The sequence below is a fragment of the Kitasatospora cathayae genome (genome assembly GCF_027627435.1).
Classification (GTDB): Bacteria; Actinomycetota; Actinomycetes; order Streptomycetales; family Streptomycetaceae; genus Kitasatospora; species Kitasatospora cathayae.
Window position 1 is genome coordinate 5,214,269 of the sequence record NZ_CP115450.1, and the last position, 16,950, is coordinate 5,231,218.

General features: G+C 71.2%; 13 protein-coding genes. 4 read left to right on the top strand and 9 right to left on the bottom strand.

Translation table 11 applies throughout. The annotated features are described in order from the left end of the window. Positions 1-182: 182 nt before the first annotated feature. Positions 183-3,755: a bifunctional glycosyltransferase/CDP-glycerol:glycerophosphate glycerophosphotransferase gene (locus O1G21_RS23315; protein WP_270146537.1), complete on the bottom strand. Its 3,573-nt coding sequence runs from the start codon at positions 3,753-3,755 to the stop codon at positions 183-185. A gap of 132 nt (positions 3,756-3,887) precedes the next feature. Between O1G21_RS23315 and O1G21_RS23320 the strand changes: the two genes are divergently transcribed. Both O1G21_RS23320 and O1G21_RS23325 read left to right on the top strand, forming a co-directional pair. Continuing rightward, positions 3,888-4,886, top strand: coding sequence for a glycosyltransferase family 2 protein (locus O1G21_RS23320; RefSeq protein ID WP_270146538.1), 999 nt, complete (start codon positions 3,888-3,890; stop codon positions 4,884-4,886). Between the two features lie 60 nt (positions 4,887-4,946). Next, positions 4,947-5,861: a YihY/virulence factor BrkB family protein gene (locus O1G21_RS23325; RefSeq protein WP_270146539.1), complete on the top strand. Its 915-nt coding sequence runs from the start codon at positions 4,947-4,949 to the stop codon at positions 5,859-5,861. 20 nt (positions 5,862-5,881) lie between these two features. Here O1G21_RS23325 and O1G21_RS23330 read toward each other — a convergent pair whose 3' ends face one another. Then, positions 5,882-7,099, bottom strand: coding sequence for a D-alanyl-D-alanine carboxypeptidase family protein (locus tag O1G21_RS23330; protein ID WP_270146540.1), 1,218 nt, complete (start codon positions 7,097-7,099; stop codon positions 5,882-5,884). Between the two features lie 144 nt (positions 7,100-7,243). Between O1G21_RS23330 and O1G21_RS23335 the strand changes: the two genes are divergently transcribed. Continuing rightward, entirely contained in the window at positions 7,244-7,501 is a 258-nt protein-coding gene (locus O1G21_RS23335; RefSeq protein WP_270146541.1) for an SCO4848 family membrane protein, read from the top strand. Positions 7,502-7,834: 333 nt separating this feature from the next. Here O1G21_RS23335 and O1G21_RS23340 read toward each other — a convergent pair whose 3' ends face one another. The 7 genes from O1G21_RS23340 to O1G21_RS23370 form a co-directional block, all read right to left on the bottom strand. Beyond that, entirely contained in the window at positions 7,835-8,605 is a 771-nt protein-coding gene (locus tag O1G21_RS23340; RefSeq protein WP_270146542.1) for a succinate dehydrogenase iron-sulfur subunit, read from the bottom strand. After that, the gene (gene sdhA, locus O1G21_RS23345; protein WP_270146543.1) at positions 8,605-10,347 is read right to left on the bottom strand and encodes a succinate dehydrogenase flavoprotein subunit; all 1,743 of its coding nucleotides are present in this window, start codon (positions 10,345-10,347) and stop codon (positions 8,605-8,607) included. The genes O1G21_RS23340 and sdhA overlap by 1 nt, the downstream gene beginning before the upstream one ends. Before the next feature lie 51 nt (positions 10,348-10,398). After that, positions 10,399-10,890: a succinate dehydrogenase, hydrophobic membrane anchor protein gene (sdhD, locus tag O1G21_RS23350; protein ID WP_270146544.1), complete on the bottom strand. Its 492-nt coding sequence runs from the start codon at positions 10,888-10,890 to the stop codon at positions 10,399-10,401. A gap of 8 nt (positions 10,891-10,898) precedes the next feature. Next, positions 10,899-11,279 carry a succinate dehydrogenase, cytochrome b556 subunit gene (gene sdhC, locus O1G21_RS23355; RefSeq protein ID WP_270146545.1) on the bottom strand — a complete coding sequence of 127 codons (381 nt, stop codon included), beginning with the start codon at positions 11,277-11,279 and terminating at the stop codon, positions 10,899-10,901. A 584-nt stretch (positions 11,280-11,863) separates the two neighbouring features. After that, positions 11,864-12,397, bottom strand: coding sequence for a 2-oxo-4-hydroxy-4-carboxy-5-ureidoimidazoline decarboxylase (locus tag O1G21_RS23360; RefSeq protein ID WP_405000824.1), 534 nt, complete (start codon positions 12,395-12,397; stop codon positions 11,864-11,866). A 245-nt stretch (positions 12,398-12,642) separates the two neighbouring features. After that, positions 12,643-14,292: an alpha/beta hydrolase gene (locus O1G21_RS23365; protein WP_270146546.1), complete on the bottom strand. Its 1,650-nt coding sequence runs from the start codon at positions 14,290-14,292 to the stop codon at positions 12,643-12,645. A gap of 67 nt (positions 14,293-14,359) precedes the next feature. Beyond that, entirely contained in the window at positions 14,360-15,100 is a 741-nt protein-coding gene (locus tag O1G21_RS23370; RefSeq protein WP_270146547.1) for an SDR family oxidoreductase, read from the bottom strand. Positions 15,101-15,278: 178 nt separating this feature from the next. Here O1G21_RS23370 and O1G21_RS23375 point away from each other — a divergent pair, with 178 nt between their 5' ends. After that, positions 15,279-16,877, top strand: a complete 1,599-nt coding sequence (locus tag O1G21_RS23375; protein WP_270146548.1) for an acyl-CoA mutase large subunit family protein — start codon at positions 15,279-15,281, stop codon at positions 16,875-16,877. The last annotated feature ends 73 nt before the right edge of the window (positions 16,878-16,950 follow it).

A 16,950-nucleotide genomic window follows, 5' to 3' on the forward strand; every position in this document is an offset into this window, starting at 1 on the left:
CCCATACCGGGAGGGGGCCCCGGGTCAACTGTACAGTTCGGAGAATTTCCTTTGAAATTCGTTGGCTAAACGTGAGTTCGAGTGCAAAACGCGCGTAAAGGACAGGGGTTCTCAGGAAATTCCCAGATAGCGCCGAGGCGCCCGGCGCGGATCGCGCCGGGCGCCTCGACAAGGGCCCGGGACTACTCCTTGCGGAGCATCGCGTCGACCACCCGGGCGGCGGCCTTGCCGTCGTCCAGGTCGCAGTACGCCGCGCGGAACGCGGCCGCCCGGTCCGCGTACCCGGCCGCGACCTCGTCCACCCGGCCCAGCGCCTCGACCAGTTCCTCGGAGGTGGCCAGCAGCGGGCCGGGCGCCTCGGCCTCGAAGTTCAGGCTGAAACCGCGCAGGTTGTCGCGGTAGTGCTCCAGGTCGTGCGTGAAGAAGAGCATCGGCTTGCCGGTGGTGGCGAAGTCGAAGACGCTCGACGAGTAGTCGGTGACCAGCACGTCGGTGATCAGCAGCAGCTCCGCCATGTCGGGGTAGCTGCCGACGTCCCAGATGTAGCCGTTGCCGGCGCCCGGGATCTGGCCGCACATCATGTTGTGCCGGCGCACCAGCAGCACCTGGTCGTCGCCGAGCGCGGCCTTGGCCGCCGCCAGGTCGATCCGCAGGTCGATCTGGTAGCCGCCGTTCGGCCGGCGCCGGTCCTCGCGCCAGGTCGGCGCGTACAGCACGACCTTCTTGCCCTCGGGCAGGCCGAGCCGCTCGCGGACCTGTTCCGCCGTCTTCTCCCGGTCGGCCGCGAACAGCAGGTCGTTCCGGGGCGATCCGCTCTCCAGGATCTCGCCCTGGAAATCGAAGGCGCGCCGCAGCACCGGGGCGGACCAGCTGTTGCCGGCCACCAGCAGGCTCCAGTTCGGGACCTCGCGGGACAGGCCCTTGAGGTAGTTCGAGTCGGTGAACCAGACCTTCTCGAAGTCGAAGCCGACCTGCTTCAGCGGGCTGCCCAGCCAGGTCTGGACGACCACCTGGCCGGGCCGGCGGACGAAGAAGTCGGGCAGGTGGGTGCTGGTGACGATGTACTTGGCCGTCGCCAGCGCCTCGAACCACTCCGGGCTCCACAGCCGCACCGCCCGCGCGGTGCGCGGCAGGTCGGCCTGCATGTCGTCGCTGCCCCACAAGTGCTCCAGCGGCAGGCCGCGGCGCACCAGCTCCTCGTGGACCGCCTTCGGCGAGTCGGCGTACACGCTGCCGTGCCCGGCGTTGTACAGCACGGTGTCGCGCACCGGCAGCCGGCGGGCAGCCGGGTAGTCGACGCTGCGGAGCTGGCGCTGGCGGTAGCCGGACCGCTCCTCGGGCAGCAGGGCCGAGTGCGACTCCAGCGACAGGCCGTCGTGGTAGCGGCGCTCCAGCGCGATCCGCTTGCCGCGGGACTCCACCTCCACCGGCAGCGAGCCGAAGCAGTCCGGGGAGATCTGCACGAAGCTGTCCGGCAGGGCGGCGGCCGAATCGCCGACCGGGCGGAAGAAGACCCGCCAGGTGCCGGCGGCGAGCGGGACGCGGCCGGCGAAGGAGGCGGTCGGCACGGCGGGCAGCGCGGTGCGGAACCGGCCGTCCGAGATCTCCACCGGGTAGACGTGCTCCTCCTCGCGCCAGTGGTGCCGGACCACGAGCTCCCAGCGGTGCGCGCCGGGCAGCGGGAACGAGCCGCTCAGCAGGAAGCCGTCCGCGCCGCGCGACGCCACCTCGTCCACCACCGGCTGCAGCAGCTGGTCGGAGAACTGCAGGTGGCCGCTCGGGGAGGGCTTGGTGTAGATCGCCCGGCGCTGCTCGGCCGGCGCCTGCGGGTCCAGCGGCAGGTGCAGCTGCTCGGGCGCGTTGCGGTCGTCCCAGACCAGCGGGAGGACGCTGCCGTCGGCGAGCACCAGCGCGCTGTCCCAGCGGTCGCGGACGCGCTCGGCGGCCACCGGGTCCAGCTCGGCCCAGGCCTCGCGGACGGCGGTCAGCTCGGCCACCTCGACGGACGAGGTGAACGGCTGCAGCGCGCCGACCGGCGCGCCCAGCTCCACCGGGAAGCTCAGCTCGCGGTCCGACTCGATGTGGGTGAGCCGCAGCCGGGCCCCGGCGAAGCTCGCGCCGGAGCGGGCCGCGCCGGAGACCTCCACCCGGTCGCCGTGCGCGGCCAGGCCGGTCACCCGGGCCTTGACGGTCTCCACGTGCAGGTAGACGAAGTTGTCCCGCACCCACGGCACGATCCGCACGTCCGGCTCGACCCAGTGCGGCGGGATCGATTCGGCGGTGTCGTGCCAGCCCGCCGAGATCCGGCCCTTGTAGATGCCGCCCTTGCCCGCGCCGGCCACCAGGACGCGCCAGTGGCCGTCCTTCCACTGGCCACGGTGCTTGAGCTTCTTCGGGTCGAGGGACACGGTGAAGCCGGACCAGTCGCAGTTGTACAGGTCGTGGTTGCAGCTCGCGGTGGCCTCGGGGCTGTACTGGGTCTTCATCGGCACCGCGATCACCCGGCGGCCCTTGGCCTCGCGCAGCACCAGGGTGCGGACCATGTCGTGCTTGTTCGCCGCGCCGAGCTGCTCCGGGTACGCGTGACCGGTCAGCCGCAGCTTCCCGCCCACCCAGGCGCTCTCGTACAGCCGGCTGCGCATGACCAGCGAGTTGTCCAGCTTGAGCACGCCGGACGGCACGCTCTTGCGCCCGCCGCGCAGGAACGGGTAGTCCGCGTACGGCCGCAGCAGACCGCGGGCCTGCACGCCGCCGCCGCTCTCGCCCTCGTACTTGATCTGCTCGACCAGCTCGTCCACCCGGTTCTGCAGGGTCAGGTGGTACTTCAGCCGCAGCGGCGCGCGCAGCTTGCGGACCTGCTCCTGGCCGATCGACCGGAGCAGCCGGCTGACGTGCTGGACGTAGGCGTCCCGGTAGTCCTTGTCGCCGTCCACGACGGACCAGAAGAACATCGGGATCTCCTCGACGAGGGTGTTCTCGTCGTAGGAGCGCAGGTACTCGGCGAAGCGCGGCTCGGTCTGCTTCTTCAGCCAGGCACGGACCAGCTCGACCGAGGCGACCCGGTCGACCAGGCCCTTGGGGTTGGTGCGCATCTGGGTGATCGACATCTCGCCGACCTCGCGCTCGCGCCAGTGGTAGATCGGCTCGGAGAGCACGTCCACGCTCTTGGCGAGGTAGTGGTGCGGCACGCTGACCGGCGCGTCCTCGTACAGGATGCCCTCGGGGTAGAGCAGGCCCGCGGCGTCGAAGAAGGAGCGGCGGTACACCTTGTTCCACGCGGTGCGGTCGGTGACCAGCGCCGGGAGCTCGGTGATGTGGGTCTTGAGCCGGGTCTCCTTGAACGGCTTCGCGTGCCCGCCGGACTGGTAGTAGCCCACCGCGCGGAACCGCAGCACGTTGCCGGTGCAGAAGTCCGAGCCGGTCTCCTCCAGCGTGTTGATCATCAACTCGTACGCACTCGGCGGCATCGAGTCGTCGCTGTCCACGAAGCAGAGGAACTCGGAGTCCGGGTCGATGTGCCGGATGCCGGTGTTGCGGGCCGCCCCGAGGCCCTTGTTCACCTGCCGGACCAGCCGGAACCGCGAGTCCTTCGCCGCGTACGCCTCGGCGAGCGCCGCGCTGTCGTCCTTCGAACCGTCGTCGACCATGACGCACTCGAAGTCCGTGAAGGTCTGGGCGGCGATCGAGTCGAGGCATTCGACGAGGTAACGCTCGACGTTGTAGATCGGAACGACGATGGAGAGGCGGGGAGCCATCGGCTACGCAGGCCTTTCTCGGGAGGAGCGTGGCAGCCCGCAGGGGGTCTGACCGCACTTGGATCGGTGCGTACGTGCGCCCCGATCCTACCTCCGGAGCCCGGACCGCCCCGGGCCCACTACGCTGGCCCCGTGCCCCGCTTCAGCGTGATCGTCCCCGTGTACCAGGTCCAGGACTACCTCTCCGAGTGCCTCGAATCGGTCCTCGGCCAGGGCGGACCCGACTTCGAACTGATCGCGGTGGACGACCGCTCACCGGACGGCTGCGGCGCGGTGCTGGACGCGGCGGCCGCCGCCGACCCCCGGGTCCGGGTGCTCCACCTGCCGGAGAACGTCGGCCTCGGCCGGGCCCGCAACGCCGGCCTGGAGGTCGCCACCGGCGAGTACGTGATCTTCCTCGACAGCGACGACACCCTCACACCCGGCCTGCTGGAGGCCGTCGACGAGCGGCTCGCCGCCACCGGCGACCCGGACGTCCTGGTCTACGACTACGCCCGCACCTACGCCGACGGCCGGATCACCCGGGCCGCCGCCGGGCACGTCTTCGGCGCCGCCTCCCCGGACGTCTTCGACCTCGCCGCCCGCCCCGACCTGCTCGACCTGCTCCAGGTCGTCTGGAACAAGGCCTACCGCCGCGCGTTCATCGCCGACCAGCGGCTGGAGTTCCCGGCCGGCTACTACGAGGACACCCCCTGGACGTACCCGGCGCTGCTCGCCGCCGCGAGCATCACCCTGCTCGACCGGGTCGGCGTGCACTACCGCCAGCGCCAGGAGGGCGGCAACATCCTGGCCACCGCCAGCCGCAAGCACTTCGACGTGTTCGCCCAGTACGACCTGGTGTTCGCCTTCCTCGACCGCCGCCCCGACCTGGACCCCTGGCGCCCGGTCGTCTTCGGGAAGATGCTCAACCACCTCAACACCGTGGTCGCCAAGCCCGGCCGGATCCCGCCCGGCGACCGCCGCGAGTACTTCCGCCGCGCCGCCGCGCACTGCGCCCGGCTGCGCCCGGCCGGCTACCGCCCGCCGGCCGGCGTGGACGGGGTGCGCACCGAACTGCTCGGCCACGGCCGCTACGCCGCGTACCAGACCGTCCGCGCCCTCGCGAAGGCCCGCCGGCTCGTCAACCGCTAGGACCTGTCTCCGGCCCGCGCCTGACGGCCGTTCGGGGGACGGGCCGGTATAACCGGTCGGGTGGACTTCCTGACCCGCCTTCCGGTCCTGGGCCCGCTCGTGGCCCGGGTGCTGCGCAGCCGCCCCTACCGGGTGTACGAGTACTTCGCCGCCGCCCGCGGCAACCGGCTGGCCGGCGCCGTCACCTTCTTCGGCTTCCTCGCCCTGTTCCCGCTGCTCACGGTGGGCCTGGCGATCGCCGTCGCGACACTCGACGGCAGCCAGGTGGACGACCTCCAGCACCGCATCTCCGACCAGCTGCCCGGCCTGTCGGACGCGCTCAACCTGCCCTCCCTGGTGGCCAACGCGGGCGCCCTCGGCCTGGTCAGCGGGGCCCTGCTGCTGGTCTCCGGCCTCGGCTGGGTCAACACCATGCGCACGTCGATCCGGGACCTCTGGCAGCTGCCCGAGGAGAAGGGCAACCCGGTGCTGCGCAAGGCCCGGGACGTCGTGGTGCTGGCCGGCCTCGGCCTGGTGTCGCTGTTCTCGCTGGCCGCCTCCGCCGCCGGCACCACCCTCGCCGGGCGGATCGCCGATGCGATCGGCCTCGGCAGCGGGTACCTGCTGACCGGGGTCGGCGTGGTCATCGCCATAGCGTGCGACATGCTGCTCTTCGCCTACCTGCTGGCGCCCTTCCCCGGGATCACCGGCCAGCGCCGCCGCGACCTGGTGCGCGGTGCGCTGATCGGCGCGGTCGGCTTCGAACTGCTGAAGCTGCTGCTCGCCTCCTACCTCGGCTCGGTCGCCGGGCGGAGCCTGTACGGCGCCTTCGCCACGCCGGTGGCGCTGCTGCTGTGGATCAACTTCGTCAGCCGGCTGCTGATGTACTGCGTGGCCTGGACGGCGACGGCCGACCCGGCGGCCGCCCGGGAGCGGACCAGGGAGCACGGCCGGGCACTGCTGGCCGCCGCCGACGACTCGGAGGCGGCGCGGTGATTCGCCCGCTGGGGTCAGCGCTAGTAGCGGCCCGGCGTCTGGCGCCGGAGGAGCACCACGGCGACCGCCCCGACCACGGCTCCGGCCACCACGGCCGACCAGCCGCCCAGCAGGCCCAGCCAGTCGTCCCCGGCCGACACGGCGTCCGGCCCGGCCGGGGTGGTGGAGGAATGCGGCGGCGGGGCGGCGGCACCGGTGGCGCCGGCCGCCTGGCCGGTCGGCTCCCCGCTGCCGGCCGGCTTCTCGCTGCCGGCCGGCTTCTCGTCGACCAGCCGGCCGACCGGCTGGACCTTGCCCGCCGCGGCGAAGCCCCAGTCCAGCAGCTCGGCCGTCTCGTCGTAGACCCGCTGGTAGCTGGCCGGGTGCATCACCGTCACCAGCAGGGTGCGCCCGTTCCGCTGGGCGGCGCCCACGAAGGTCGAGCCGGCGTTGGTGGTGGTGCCGTTCTTCACCCCGATCAGGCCGGGGTACTTGCCCAGCAGCCGGTCGGTGTTGGCGATCCCGAAGCTGCCGCGCCGGCCGGTGTTCTTGTCGACGGCGCCGGGGAACTGGGCGTCCCGGGTCGCGCAGTACATCCGGAAGTCCGGGTTGCGCAGACCGGAGCGGGCGAACAGCGACAGGTCGTAGGCCGAGGACACCTGGCCGTCCATGTCGTAGCCGTCCGGGGAGATCACCTCGGTGTCCCGGGCCTGCAGGGCTTCGGCGCGGGCCTGCATCTCGTTGACGGTCTGCTGGACGCCGCCGTTCATGTGCGCCAGGACGTGCACGGCGTCGTTGCCCGAGCTCAGGAACACCCCGCGCCACAGGTCCTCGACCCGGTAGTCCAGGTTCTCCTTGATGCCGACCAGGCTGCTGCCGGGGCCGATGTTCTGGATCTCCGCGTCGGCGACCCGGTGCACCGCGTTGCGGTCGAACTTGGGCAGGACGGTGTCCGCGAAGAGGATCTTCAGGGTGCTCGCCGGAGGCAGCCTGAGGTGCGGGTTGTAGGACGCCAGTACTTCCCCCGACGTGGCGTCGGAGACTATCCAGGACAGGCCGGTGAGGTCCGTCGGCAGCGCCGGCGCGCCCGCCAGCGGATTGACCTGGACCCCGGGGAGCCCGAGCCGCTCACCGCCGACCGCGGTCGACGGGGGCGGCGTCTGCGGGGCCGCGACCGCCGCGGGGGCGGCGAGCAGAACCGGGAGGGCCGCGGTGACCGCGGCGCACAGCTGCGCGAAGGTGTGACGGGATGTGGACACCGACTGACCGTACCCATCGGGGCGCGGCAGCGTGCGCCACGCCGCACAGGTCCCCCGCATGAGGGGCTCGCCGTAGGCCGATCAGCGGCCCGCGCATACTTGGGGAGGCACACCGCCTCCACACTCCCCGCCGAGGACCATCCCATGAAGCTCAGCCGCCGCACGTCCTGGTTCCTGTCCGCCTTCGGCGTCTGGTCGATCATCATCTGGACGACCTTCGTCAAGAACCTGTGGAAGGACTCCGGCGGCCAGGCCTTCGTGAACGGCGACCACTCCCAGCCCACCGCCTTCTTCTGGATCCACCTGCTGCTGGCGATCACGTCCTTCGTCCTCGGCATCGCCGTCGGCGCCATCGGCCTCCGCGGCCTGCGCGCCACCCGCCGCACCCCGGCCACGGACTGACAATCGCGTTGCCGCCGTCGGCCCCCACCGGCAAGGTCCTCACCGCTCTCACGCGCGTACCCGACGCGCTGATCACAAGGGGTGGGGATCTCCATGACACTTTCGCGTACCCGCAGACTCGGGGGTAGCCGTGGTGACCATGGCCGCCGGCCTGCTCACCACGCCGACGGCGACGGCAAGCTTGACCTGTGGGCCGTCACGGCAGACCGCCGCCTGGTGATGTACAGCGGCTGGACCGGTGCGAACGACCTCGAAGCGCTGAACCAGCGGAAAACCGAGGGCCCCGTCCGATCGGTCGATCGGACGGGGCCCTCGATCCTGCTCAGGCCGGGATCAGAAGCGGCGGGTGACCAGCGCCCGCTTCACTTCCTGGATCGCCTTGGTGACCTCGATGCCACGCGGGCAGGCCTCGGAGCAGTTGAAGGTGGTGCGGCAACGCCACACGCCCTCACGGTCGTTGAGGATCTCCAGGCGCTGCTCGGCACCCTCGTCGCGCGAGTCGAAGATGAAGCGGTGCGCGTTGACGATGGCGGCCGGGCCGAAGTACTGGCCGTCGTTCCAGAAGACCGGGCAGGACGACGTGCACGCGGCGCACAGGATGCACTTGGTGGTGTCGTCGAAGCGCTCGCGGTCCTCGGCGGACTGCAGGCGCTCGCGGGTCGGCTCGTTCCCCTTGGTGATGAGGAACGGCATGACGTCCTTGTACGCCTGGAAGAACGGGTCCATGTCCACGACCAGGTCCTTGAGGACCGTCAGGCCCTTGATGGCCTCGATCGTGATCGGCTTCTCCGGGTTGACGTCCTTGATCAGGGTCTTGCACGCCAGCCGGTTGCGGCCGTTGATCCGCATGGCGTCGGAGCCGCAGATGCCGTGCGCGCAGGAACGGCGGTAGGTGAGGGTGCCGTCCTGCTCCCACTTGATCTTGTTGAGCGCGTCCAGGACGCGCTCCTTCGGGTCCATGGTGAGCTGGTAGTCCACCCACACCGGGTCCGGGTGCTCCTCCGGGTTGAACCGGCGGACCCGGAAGGTGACGGTGATCAGCTGGGTGCCACCGGCCTCGGCCGCGTCCAGAGCGGCCGAGTGCTCCACAGTCGGAGTGCTCATCAGTACTTACGCTCCATCGGCTGGTAGCGGGTCGTGACGACCGGCTTGTAGTCGAGGCGGATGGAGGTGCTGCCGTCGGCGGCGACCTCCTGGTACGCCATGGTGTGCTGCATGAACTTCACGTCGTCACGGGTCGGGAAGTCCTCGCGGTAGTGGCCGCCGCGGGATTCCTCGCGGGCCAGCGCGGAGACGGCCAGCACCTCGGCCAGGTCGAGCAGGTTGCCCAGCTCGATGGCCTCCAGGAGGTCCGTGTTGTAGCGGAAGCCCTTGTCCTGGATGGAGACGTTCTTGTAGCGCTCCTTCAGCGCGGCGATGTCCTCGACCGCCTGCTTCAGGGTGGCACCGGTGCGGTACACCATCGCGTTGGCGTCCATGGTCTCCTGCAGCTCCTTGCGGATCTGCCCCACGGACTCGGTGCCGGTCGCCTCGCGCAGCTTCTCGACCATGTTCTGGACCAGCTCTTCCGGGTTCTCCGGCAGCGGGACGAACTCGTTGGCGTTGGCGTAGTCGGCGGCGGCGATGCCCGCGCGACGGCCGAACACGTTGATGTCCAGCAGGGAGTTGGTGCCCAGGCGGTTGGCGCCGTGCACGGACACGCAGGCGACCTCGCCGGCCGCGTACAGGCCCGGGACGACGTCGGTGTTGTTGCGCAGGACCTCACCCTCGACGTTGGTCGGGATGCCGCCCATGGCGTAGTGCGCGGTGGGCTGGATCGGGATCGGGTCCGTGTAGGGCTCGATGCCGAGGTAGGTGCGCGCGAACTCGGTGATGTCCGGCAGCTTGGCGTCCAGCTGCTCCGGCGGCAGGTGGGTCAGGTCCAGGTAGACGTGGTCGCCCTCCGGACCGCAGCCGCGGCCCTCGCGGATCTCGGTGTAGATCGCGCGGGAGCAGACGTCACGGGACGCGAGGTCCTTCATGACGGGGGCGTAGCGCTCCATGAAGCGCTCGCCGTCCTTGTTGCGCAGGATGCCGCCCTCGCCGCGGGCGCCCTCGGTGAGCAGGATGCCCATGCGCCAGATGCCCGTCGGGTGGAACTGGAAGAACTCCATGTCCTCCAGCGGCAGGCCGCGGCGGTAGGCCACCGCCTGGCCGTCACCGGTGAGGGTGTGGGCGTTCGAGGAGACCTTGAACATCTTGCCGGTGCCGCCGGAGGCGAACACGACGGCCTTGGCCTGGAAGACGTGGATCTCGCCGGTGGCCAGCTCGTAGGCGACGACGCCGGCCGTCTTGCCCTCGTTGATCAGCAGGTCGAGGACGTAGAACTCGTTGAAGAACTCGACGCCGTGCTTGACGCAGTTCTGGAACAGCGTCTGGAGGATCATGTGGCCGGTGCGGTCGGCCGCGTAGCACGAGCGGCGGACCGGGGCCTCGCCGTGGTTGCGGGAGTGACCGCCGAAGCGGCGCTGGTCGATCCGGCCCTGCTCGGTGCGGGAGAAGGGGAGGCCCATCTTCTCCAGGTCGAGGACGGCGTCGATGGCCTCCTTGCACATGATCTCGGCGGCGTCCTGGTCGACCAGGTAGTCACCACCCTTGACCGTGTCGAAGGTGTGCCACTCCCAGTTGTCCTCCTCGACGTTGGCCAGCGCGGCGCACATGCCGCCCTGGGCCGCGCCGGTGTGGGACCGGGTCGGGTAGAGCTTGGTCAGGACGGCGGTGCGGCTGCGCTGCGTCGACTCGATGGCCGCGCGCATGCCGGCGCCGCCGGCGCCGACGATGACGGTGTCGTACTGGTGAATCTGCATGGGGGGTTAACTCGCCTCTGGCCTCTGCCGATGGTCGATGGTGCTCGCGGCTCAGATGTTGGGGTCGAAGGTGAAGATCACCAGGGTGCCGAGCAGCACGGTGAAGACCGTGGCGGTACCCATGAGCCCCTTGAGCCAGAGCCGGGTCGAGTCCTTCTCGGCGTAGTCGTTGATGACCTGACGCATGCCGTTGGCGCCGTGCAGCATGGCGAGCCACAGCATCAGGAGGTCCCAGCCCTGCCAGAACGGCGAGGCCCAGCGGCCGGCCACGAAGGCGAAGCCGATCTTGGAGACGCCGCCGTCCATGATCAGCATGATGAACAGGTGACCGATGATCAGGGCGACCAGGACGATGCCGGACAGGCGCATGAAGAGCCAGGCCAGCATCTCGAAGTTGGTGCGGGTGCGGCGCGGGGTCTTCGCGGTCCGCTTGCGCGGCGGCTCGATGACGAAGGCGTCGGCCGGGTTGCCGGTGCCGAGGCCCTGGCCGGTGTGCGCCTGCTTCGAGGGGACGACGAGCGCGTCGGAGATTTCCGTGGACATCAGTCAGCTCACTTCCCGAACCAGGAGATCAGCGTGTGCTGCAGGATCCCGTAGAAGGAGCCGGCCATCAGCAGGACCCAGACTCCGACGACGGTCCAGAGCATCTGCTTCTGGTACTTCGGGCCCTTGGACCAGAAGTCCACCGCGACGACGCGCAGGCCGTTGAGCGCGTGGAACAGGATGGCGGCCACCAGGCCGTACTCCATCAGGTTCACGAGCGGAGTCTTGTACGTCTTAATGACGCTGTCGTAGGACTCCGGCGACACTCGCACCAGGGCGGTGTCCAGGACGTGGGCGAACAGGAAGAAGAAGATGAGGACGCCGGTGACTCGATGAGCCACCCAGCTCCACATGCCTTCCCGGCCGCGGTACAGCGTTCCAGCCGGCACGGAAAAACCCTCCGGAAGCGATTGGGGGCTCGGCCGGCTTCGGTGTCGGTCAGCCCGGCCGGGTACGGTCCACCGGCCGCCAGCATCCTATCGACGCCTTGTCGGGAACCGCCTCCGGGGCCCCTATGTGTGATCAATCAGGCACTTCTGGCCTAGCGGGGCGGGAACCAAACCCAGTCTACTCACTCTGGGTGACAGGGTCGTCGCGCCACGGTGGCGGATTCCGGTTCGCCGGCGCCGCCGGGCCGGACGGGCGGGTCGTCCGGCGGGCGGTGCGGGGGCGGGGCTCAGCGCGCCTTCGGCTCGGAGGCGAGCGGGTGAATCACCGCGCCCCGAGCCGAAGGGGCGCGCCGGTGCCGAAAGCGAGGAGCGACCAGCGACCGACGCAGGAGGGAGTGCCGGAGCGACGACCGTCGGCACCGGGCCCGAGCGCCCGGGAGGTGAGCGGGTGAATCACCGCGCCCCGAGCCGAAGGGGCGCGCCGGTGCCGAAAGCGAGGAGCGGCAAGCGACCGACGCAGGAGGGAGTGCCGGAGCGACGACCGTCGGCGCCGGGCCCGAGCGCCCCGGAGGTGAGCGGGTGAATCACCGCGCCCCGGCCTCCGAATGGGTGGCGACCAGGTGCTCCAGGCGGGTGAGGGCGATCCGCCGGAGCTCGTCCGCCGCGATCAGTCGCTCCTCGTCCGGGTCGTTGGCCAGCCGGGTGCGGATGGAGGAGAGCACGGTGTCGAGCATCTCCTCCGGGTCGACGCCGTCCAGGCAGACCACGAAGACGTGGCCGAACCGGGCCTCGTACGCGGCGTGGGCGGCCCGCAGTGCGGTGTGCGCGGCCTGGCTGCCCGGCGCGCGCATGCCGAGCAGCGGTTGCGGCATCCAGCTCTCGTCGGCCAGTGCCTCGGCCAGGTCGGCCGGGCGCAGGTCGTAGGAGGCCTCGCTGGCGGCGGCCAGCAGGGACCCTAGGTCGGGGTACGGACGGTGTGCGGTGAGCCGCAGGGCCCAGCGGTGGCTGCCGCAGCAGGCCAGCAGGGCCTCCTCGGCGGCGCCGGCGTCCGCTTCGTTGAAGCGGTGCAGCCCGAGGAGGGCCGGTTCGGTGCTGGCGTCGGGCCGCTGTGACGGGATGTCGCTGGCCAGCGGGTCCTCCTCGGGAGGGCGGGAAGGGGCCGGTGGGTGGTGGAGCACCTGAAGTATGGGGCTGCGGAGGGGGCGCTCGGCGCCGGTCGGGCAGCTCCTCAAAGGTAGTTGAGTGGTAATCAGTTGGGGAGGGCGCACGCGGAATTCATCCGGACGAGCTATCAAGTTGTGACGTTGACACCTGCGCGTCATCGCCCTCCCCGCCTTCGTCCGCTGTTCGGCTCACCGGCGGCTCAGCTGCAACGGGTCCCCTCGGCCGGCATCGTGCCGTCGGTCAGGTAGGCGTCCATGGCCTGGTCGATGCAGGTGTTGCCCTTGCCGAAGGCGCCGTGGCCCTCGCCGACCCGGGTGAGCAGGGTCGCCTTGGCGAAGCCCTTGGCCAGCTTCTCGGCCGAGGCGTACGGGGTGGCCGGGTCGCCGGTGCTGCCGACCACCAGGATCGGTGCGGCGCCCTCGGCCCGGATGGTGTGGGGCTTCTCCTGGGTCTTGAACGGCCAGTAGGCGCAGCCGGGCTCCAGGTAGTCGTCCACCGTGACGCCCTTGGACAGCAGCGGCGCCTCGGCGAGCAGCCGGTCGACCGCCTGCTGGGCGTGCTCGGGGGTCGGCGCGGGGCGGGCCGCGTCGGCGCAGCTGATCGCGCCGTTGGCCTCGTCCATCGGGCTGTAGTGGCCGTTCTCGTCGCGACCGTTGTAGTCGTCGGCGAAGGCCATCAGGTAGTCGCCCTTGTCGCGCTTCATGGCCCAGCCGAGGCTGGCCCGCAGGTACTGCCAGGCGGTCTTCTCGTCGCCGTAGAGCAGCGAGATGACGCCGGTCCAGGCCATGTCGCGGCCGAGCTCGCGGCCGTCCTTGGTGGTCAGCGGGTGGTCGTGGAGGCCGTCCAGGAAGTCGGCGGCCTTCTTGGCGGCCTTGGTCCGGTCCGTGCCGAGCGGGCACTCGTCGGGGTGGTTGTCCACGCAGTCGGCGGCGAAGCGCTCGAAGGACTTCTCGAAGCCGACCTGCTGGTCGACGCCGTGGTCCAGGGTGTCCTGGGCCGGGTCGACGGCGCCGTCCAGGATCAGCCGGCCGGTGTTCTGCGGGAACTCCTCGGCGTACAGGGCGCCGAGGTAGGTGCCGTAGGAGATGCCGAGGTAGTTGAGCTTGCGGTCGCCGACGACGGCGCGCAGCACGTCCAGGTCGCGGGCGGTGTTGCGGGTGCCGACGAAGGGCAGCAGCTTGCCGGACTTGGCCTGGCAGGCGGCGGCGTGCTCGGTGGACTGCTTGACGTGCTCGGCCTTGCGCTCGGCGCGGTCGTCCGGCGCGTCCAGCTGATTGAGGGCGTCCAGCTGCTTGTCGTCGTAGCAGACCACCGGCGAGCTGTCGCCGGTGCCGCGCGGGTCGAAGCCGATCACGTCGAAGCGGGTGTGCAGGGTGCCGTCGAAGTCCTTGGCGCCGTACTTGACCATCTCGACGCCCGAGGCGCCGGGGCCGCCCGGGTTGACCATCAGCGAGCCGATCCGCTGGTCCCTGGCGGTCGCCGGGTACTTGATCAGGGCGAGGTCGATCGCGTCGGCGGTGGGGTTGGCGTAGTCGAGCGGGACGTGCAGCTTGCCGCACCGCATGGCGGAGACGTCGATCTTCGCGTGCTCGGCCTTGGGGTCGGCCGGGCAGTCCGCCCAGGTGATCTGCTGGCCGTAGAACGGCTTGAGCGCCGGGTCGGCCTCGCCCTTGGGCTTCGGGGTCGGGGTCGGGGTGGCGGTGGGGCTCGCGGCGGAGGGCGCGGCGGTGCCGGAGGCCTTGTCCTGGGCCGTCGTGGCGGAGTCGTCGCAGGCGGACGTGAGCAGGAGGGCGCCTGCCGCCACGGCGGTCAGCAGGACCCGTGGGCGGGCGGCCCGGAAGATCGTCATCGCACGTGTGTACCACTCGTGTACGACGCGTGTTCGATCGGGGGCCGGGCCTCCCGCCCGTCGCGGGTCAGCCGCGGTGGACCTTGTGGTTGGCGGCCTGCGCCCGGGGCCGGACCACCAGCAGGTCGATGTTCACGTGCGAGGGCCGGGTGACCGCCCAGGCCACGGTGTCCGCGATGTCCTCCGAGGTCAGCGGCTCGGCCACACCCGCGTACACGGCGGCGGCCTTGTCCTCGTCACCGCGGAAGCGGGTGATCGCGAAGCCCTCGGACTTCACCATGCCGGGGGCGATCTCGATCACCCGGATCGGCTCCCCGCACAGCTCCAGCCGCAGCGTCGCCGCGATGGTGTGCGCGGCGTGCTTGGCCGCGACGTACCCGCCGCCGCCCTCGTACGCAGCCAGCGCGGCGGTCGAGGAGAGCACCAGCACCGTGCCGTCGCCGGTGGCGCGCAGCGCGGGCAGCAGCGCCTGCGTCACGTGCAGCACGCCGAGCACGTTCACCTCGTACATGGCCCGCCAGTCGGCCGGGTCACCGTGCTCGACGCTCTCGGCGCCGATCGCGCCGCCGGCGTTGTTCACCAGGACGTCCACCCGGCCGACCTCGGCCGCGAAGGCGTCCACGGCGGCCCGGTCGGTGACGTCGAGGGTGTACGCCCGTCCGCCGATCTCCTTGGCCAGCGCCTCGATCCGCTCGGTCCGGCGGGCGGTCAGCACCACCTCGAAGCCCTCGTCGGCCAGCCGGCGGGCGGTCGCCGCGCCGATTCCGCTGCTGGCACCGGTGACCACGGCCACCTTCTGCTCGGTCATTGCCACTCCCTGGGGCTCATCCGGTCGTTCACCCGATCATCTCAACCGCGTTCTCGTCCGATCGCTTCCGGGTTCTCCCGCACCGGCGCGCCCTTCGGCTCGGCGCGCACCCGCCGCCCGGCTGCGCCCTAGGTTGGGAGGACCGACCCCGCGCCCCCGCCGTTCCCGTGGAGGACCGATGCCGCGCCCCGCCGAATCCGCCCGCCTTTCGGAATCAGGCTGTCCGATCGATCCGCTCTACGGCCCCGAGGCGCTGGCCGGCTGGGACCCGGACGCCCGGCTGGGCCGGCCGGGGGAGTACCCGTACACCCGGGGCGTCTACCCGACGATGTACACCGGCCGGCCGTGGACGATGCGCCAGTACGCGGGCTTCGGCACCGCCGCCGAGTCCAACGCCCGTTACCGCCAGCTGATCGCGGGCGGCGGGACCGGCCTCTCGGTGGCCTTCGACCTGCCCACCCAGATGGGCTACGACTCGGACGCGCCGCTCGCCGCCGGGGAGGTCGGCAAGGTCGGCGTGGCCGTGGACGGCATCGAGGACATGGCGGTGCTCTTCGACGGCATCCCGCTCGGCGAGGTGTCCACCTCGATGACCATCAACGCGCCGGCCGCCCTGCTCCTGCTGCTCTACCAGTTGGTCGGCGAGGCCCAGGGGGTGGCGCCCTCGGCGCTCACCGGCACGGTGCAGAACGACGTGCTGAAGGAGTACATCGCCCGCGGCACCTACATCTTCCCGCCGCAGCCCTCGCTGCGGCTGGTCGCCGACGTGTTCCGGTACTGCCGGGCCGAGATCCCGCGCTGGAACACCATCTCCATCTCCGGCTACCACATGGCCGAGGCCGGGGCCGATCCGGCGCAGGAGATCGCCTTCACCCTGGCCAACGGGATCGCCTACGTCCGGACCGCGCTCGCCGCCGGGATGGCCGTGGACGACTTCGCGCCCCGGCTCTCCTTCTTCTTCGTGGCCCGCACCACGCTCCTCGAGGAGGTCGCCAAGTTCCGCGCCGCCCGCCGGATCTGGGCCAGGATCATGCGGGAGGAGTTCGGCGCGAGGGACCCCCGTTCGCAGATGCTGCGCTTCCACACCCAGACCGCCGGGGTGCAGCTCACCGCCCAGCAGCCCGAGGTGAACCTGGTCCGGGTCTCGGTGCAGGCGCTCGCCGCGGTGCTCGGCGGCACCCAGTCGCTGCACACCAACAGCTTCGACGAGGCGATCGCGCTGCCCACCGAGAAGGCCGCCCGGCTGGCCCTGCGCACCCAGCAGGTGCTCGCCCACGAGACCGACGTGACCGCCACCGTCGACCCCTTCGCCGGTTCCTACGCGGTCGAGTCGCTGACCGACGCGGTCGAGGCGGCCGCGCTGGCGCTGATGGCCCGGGTCGAGGAGCAGGGCGGCGCGGTGGCCGCGATCGAGCGGGGCTTCCAGAAGGGCGAGATCGAGCGCACCGCCTACCGCATCCAGCAGGAGACCGACTCCGGCGAGCGCACGGTGGTCGGCGTCAACCGCTTCCGGCTGGACGAGGAGGAGCCCTACCAGCCGCTGCGGGTGGACCCGGCGATCGAGCGGCAGCAGGCCGAACGGCTGGCCCGGCTGCGGGCCGGGCGCTCCGCCACGGCCGTCACCCGGGCGCTGGACGCGCTGCGCCGCACCGCGGAGGGCCCGGAGAACGTGCTGTACCCGATGAAGGAGGCGCTGGCCGCCCGGGCCACCGTCGGCGAGGTCTGCGACGCGCTGCGCGGGGTGTGGGGCACGTACGCTCCGGTGGAGCGCTTCTGAGTGTTACTGGTCGTTCGCGATAGTCCGTGAATGTTCGTGAACGTTCCTGAACGGCTGTCAAGCACCGTCGGCC

Bases quoted from the DNA above. Each gene is read 5' to 3' on its own strand.
- O1G21_RS23315 (WP_270146537.1), bottom strand. From the start codon at position 3,755: ATGGCTCCCCGCCTCTCCATCGTCGTTCCGATCTACAACGTCGAGCGT.
- O1G21_RS23335 (WP_270146541.1), top strand. From the start codon at position 7,244: ATGAAGCTCAGCCGCCGCACGTCCTGGTTCCTGTCCGCCTTCGGCGTC.
- O1G21_RS23340 (WP_270146542.1), bottom strand. From the start codon at position 8,605: ATGAGCACTCCGACTGTGGAGCACTCGGCCGCTCTGGACGCGGCCGAG.
- sdhA (WP_270146543.1), bottom strand. From the start codon at position 10,347: ATGCAGATTCACCAGTACGACACCGTCATCGTCGGCGCCGGCGGCGCC.
- sdhD (WP_270146544.1), bottom strand. From the start codon at position 10,890: ATGTCCACGGAAATCTCCGACGCGCTCGTCGTCCCCTCGAAGCAGGCG.
- O1G21_RS23365 (WP_270146546.1), bottom strand. From the start codon at position 14,292: ATGACGATCTTCCGGGCCGCCCGCCCACGGGTCCTGCTGACCGCCGTG.
- O1G21_RS23370 (WP_270146547.1), bottom strand. From the start codon at position 15,100: ATGACCGAGCAGAAGGTGGCCGTGGTCACCGGTGCCAGCAGCGGAATC.
- O1G21_RS23375 (WP_270146548.1), top strand. From the start codon at position 15,279: ATGCCGCGCCCCGCCGAATCCGCCCGCCTTTCGGAATCAGGCTGTCCG.